At 45.9% G+C, this 3328-nt stretch carries 2 protein-coding genes and 1 pseudogene; all 3 read right to left on the bottom strand.

Annotated features, from left to right (window positions below):
• Positions 1–97: 97 nt before the first annotated feature.
• Positions 98–598 (bottom strand): annotated as a pseudogene (locus tag B5D35_RS23105) (recombinase family protein); the annotation flags it as partial.
• 193 nt (positions 599–791) lie between these two features.
• Complete coding sequence (locus tag B5D35_RS23110) at positions 792–1760, bottom strand: ParB family protein (RefSeq protein ID WP_078754752.1); 969 nt, start codon at positions 1758–1760, stop codon at positions 792–794.
• 11 nt (positions 1761–1771) lie between these two features.
• Positions 1772–2971: an AAA family ATPase gene (locus B5D35_RS23115; RefSeq protein WP_078754753.1), complete on the bottom strand. Its 1200-nt coding sequence runs from the start codon at positions 2969–2971 to the stop codon at positions 1772–1774.
• Positions 2972–3328: the final 357 nt, after the last annotated feature.

Here is a 3328-nt window from a genome sequence, read left to right on the forward strand (position 1 = left end):
CAAGGGCGAAGTGTGTCTGATTGAAAATCAGTTCACTTTTTGACGCTGGATAATCTGGGATTTCAGCGGCCTTCTACTAACTTTGCAACGGAGCCTATTTTTCTATTAGCTCGCGCTTAGGGTCGAGCTTTAAAGATTTTGCGGGGCCTTTTGGCCTGCCTAATATCATCCCATTTTTCTTTCTGGCCGCTAAAGCTTCTTTGGTTCGTAACCGGATAAACTCGCGTTCAATTTCTCCAGCAAGGCCAAGAACGGTCGCAATGATACGTGCCTGCATCGAGCCATCGAGCTGCATGTTCTGTTTAGCGATATGCACGTTAAAGCCTTGGCTCATGCAAAATTCTAAGACTTCGAGCACTTGCAGGGTAGAGCGAGCCATACGCGAGATCTCCGCGAACACGATGGTGTCACCTTCCACCATGCCATCAAGCAATGGTCCTAATCTGCGTTGATGCCATTTCTTTGCACCAGAGACCGAGTCTTCCACGAACACCAAGTTGGCCAATCCCACTTTGTTTGCGTATTCATAAATACCGTGCTTTTGGTTAGCCGTGTCTTGGCTGTCGCTCGAGACACGAAGGTAGGCATAGTTTGGCATGGTTGTTCCTGTTAGTAGAAAACAAACACTATGCCGCGCTCACGCAAGATACACACAAAGAAACATCAGAATATTGAAATGGCTCAAGAGGGGAGTGAAATAGGGTGAAATACTTGGCGATTTCACCCTGAAATTTTTCTAACTATATCTATAATTTCAAATAGTTAAGCTTGAAATTCTAATGGCGAACATTTTACGAATTAAAGTGCTTTTCAAGGACGGCAGAAACAGCATCATCCAAGTCTTTTACCAAGGATTTAGGAAAACGACCAAACTCATAACTGACAACTCGGTCTTTCTCTTTACGACGTGCGAACGTGTCTTTATCACTGAAAGCCCAAAGTTTCTCAATTTTGCTTTTGCTCTTTTTCGGCGCTGACAGCTGCTGTGCTGCTGCCGCTTTATAGCCTTTGAGCAACGCATCTTTAAAACGGTCTGCAGGTAAGCTTGCATCCAGTTCATCACGCTCAACCATCACAGCCGCAACCAGACCCGCCAAATCCAATCCCTTCTCAGTGAAGGTTGTCGATAGCTCGAGCAAAAGTTTGTAATCTGGGTGAGTAAGCTCAGCCTGCACAGGGAACACACCAAGCATATCCGCGGGAACAGACGCTGCTTGGATCGCGCGCGTTACTTTCGCTGGCGACAAGCGTTGGTTTTCTGCGATCTCTTTTTGGTTCATACCGCCATCGCGCAGCGCAAGTAAACGCATGCCCACTTCGCGCAGGTTATGTTCACGAGCGGTTTGAATATCTGCAGCAAGCTGACGCGCATCGTCAAAACTGATGTCATCTTTTGTCACTAACGCATCGAGGCCCGCCTTCACGAACAAGGCGGCAGCACGACGGCGTGAACCATCTAGGATCTCTATCTTGCCATCTTCACGTTCACAGCCAATTGCTGGAAAAAACTGCTGCAAAGAGAGGGTGCGCGTAATGTCTGATACCGAAGCTTCCGTCAGAGCGGTTTGGTCACGGCCATTGGTGGCCATATCCACATAGGTTTTTTGTGCCAGCTCTGCGGCTTCAATACGTTGCAGCACAAAGCTCGCTTTCTCGCCCGAGGCAAGCACAAACACTTGTTCGCGGCCTGTCGCATTGCTCAATGTCGTTTCCAGCATTTGCGTTTCTAACTTCCGGCCAATCGGTTTACGTTTTGTCATGATGAGGTTCCTTATTCAGACCGGATAAATTCAATGCGATCAAACACAGATTTGGCGAAATCTTCAGCCGCCATACGAGCGCTTTTTAACGCTTCGGTACTGCCAGAGTAATTAACAGGGTTGGCGGAAATGACAGTATCAAATGATTCACCACAACGCTCAAAGGCATCAAGGCGGGGCAGGGCAACGTCTAACATGTCGCCGCCAAAAATCTCTTTCGCAAAGCTATGACACAGTTTGTGGTCCGCTTTATTCGCCAGCTTCGACATAAACCCAATGCTCGCTACTAGAGAGGGGCTGTAACCCGTTTCTTCGATGATGGCGTAAAGCTCAGGCAAGCGAGACAAGTACTTTAACGTACTGTGAAAATCAACTTGAGCAGGGGGGATTGGCGTCATCAAAAGATCGGCCGACGCCAGCGCGTTAATCAAAAAGGCATCTAGGTGGGGACCACTGTCAACAAATATAAAATCATAATCGCCGCGCAATTTATCAATGATGTTGTGCTTGAGCACGGTGTACATGTTTTGATCTGGCAAGTGCTCAGCGCATAGCTCTTCCCACTTAGATGCAATAAAGGCATCTTCAATGGAAGCGGGGATCACATCCACACCAGGTACACCTGATGCCACCACAAATTCATCCATCAACTCTTCACGCGATATGTCTTGCAGCATGGCTTGCGCCGCCGTGGTATCGACTGAGCCAATGGCGTAGTTATGCGATAAAAACATGGTTGCCGATGACTGTGGATCAAGATCGATGACCAAGATGCGCAGATCTTCTTGCAATAGGTGAGGGTGCGCGCGTAGGCCATGTGCCAGCGAAACGGTGCTGACTGTTTTGGATACGCCGCCTTTTAAGTTGCCAATGCTGATCACGAAGGCGTCTTCATGACGGTCACGATATCGAGGAACTTGGCGATGACGGTAGATGTCGATGATGTTTTGAATCGACATAGCGTACACCTTGGTGCTGCCTGCTTTTCGTTTAGCAAATTCGTAACCAGCCTCTTCCATCTCAGAGACCGTTTTATCTACGATGGCTTTTGACAATTTAGGTAACTTTGCGACGGTTGCCTTGGTGTAACTTTGGTGGAAATGTTGCGCGTCTAACTCTTCTTTCTGATTGTTGATTTGATCCGTTAATGCTGACAACATTCGCAGCGAACGTTCTGCAATCTTGCCAACCTGAACCTTTGATGACGACATGCAACATATCTCCCTTTGATGCAGCTTTTTAATATTTAAGCGATAATGTTGCACATTAGACAAAAATTATTCAGAATGCATGTGTTTTTGACAAGAAAAAGAAAAAAAGATCCTTTGTTTGAATGAGGCGTGGGTAAGTGGATAAATCTCTGATTTATAAACTTATCCCCCCTGTTTATAACAGTCTATGGATCTCTATATGATCTATGAAGTATATAAAGTATATAGATGTTTATATTCCCTTTTAGATCAATGATTTAAATCTAAATCGGTCACATGTTTTTCCGGTAAAGGATCATTTTTTCTTTTTTAGGTCACACTTTTTTCCTTACATTGATCATGTTTTTCTTCTTATGG

This window comes from Enterovibrio nigricans DSM 22720, from assembly GCF_900167155.1.
Taxonomy (GTDB): Bacteria; Pseudomonadota; Gammaproteobacteria; order Enterobacterales; family Vibrionaceae; genus Enterovibrio; species Enterovibrio nigricans.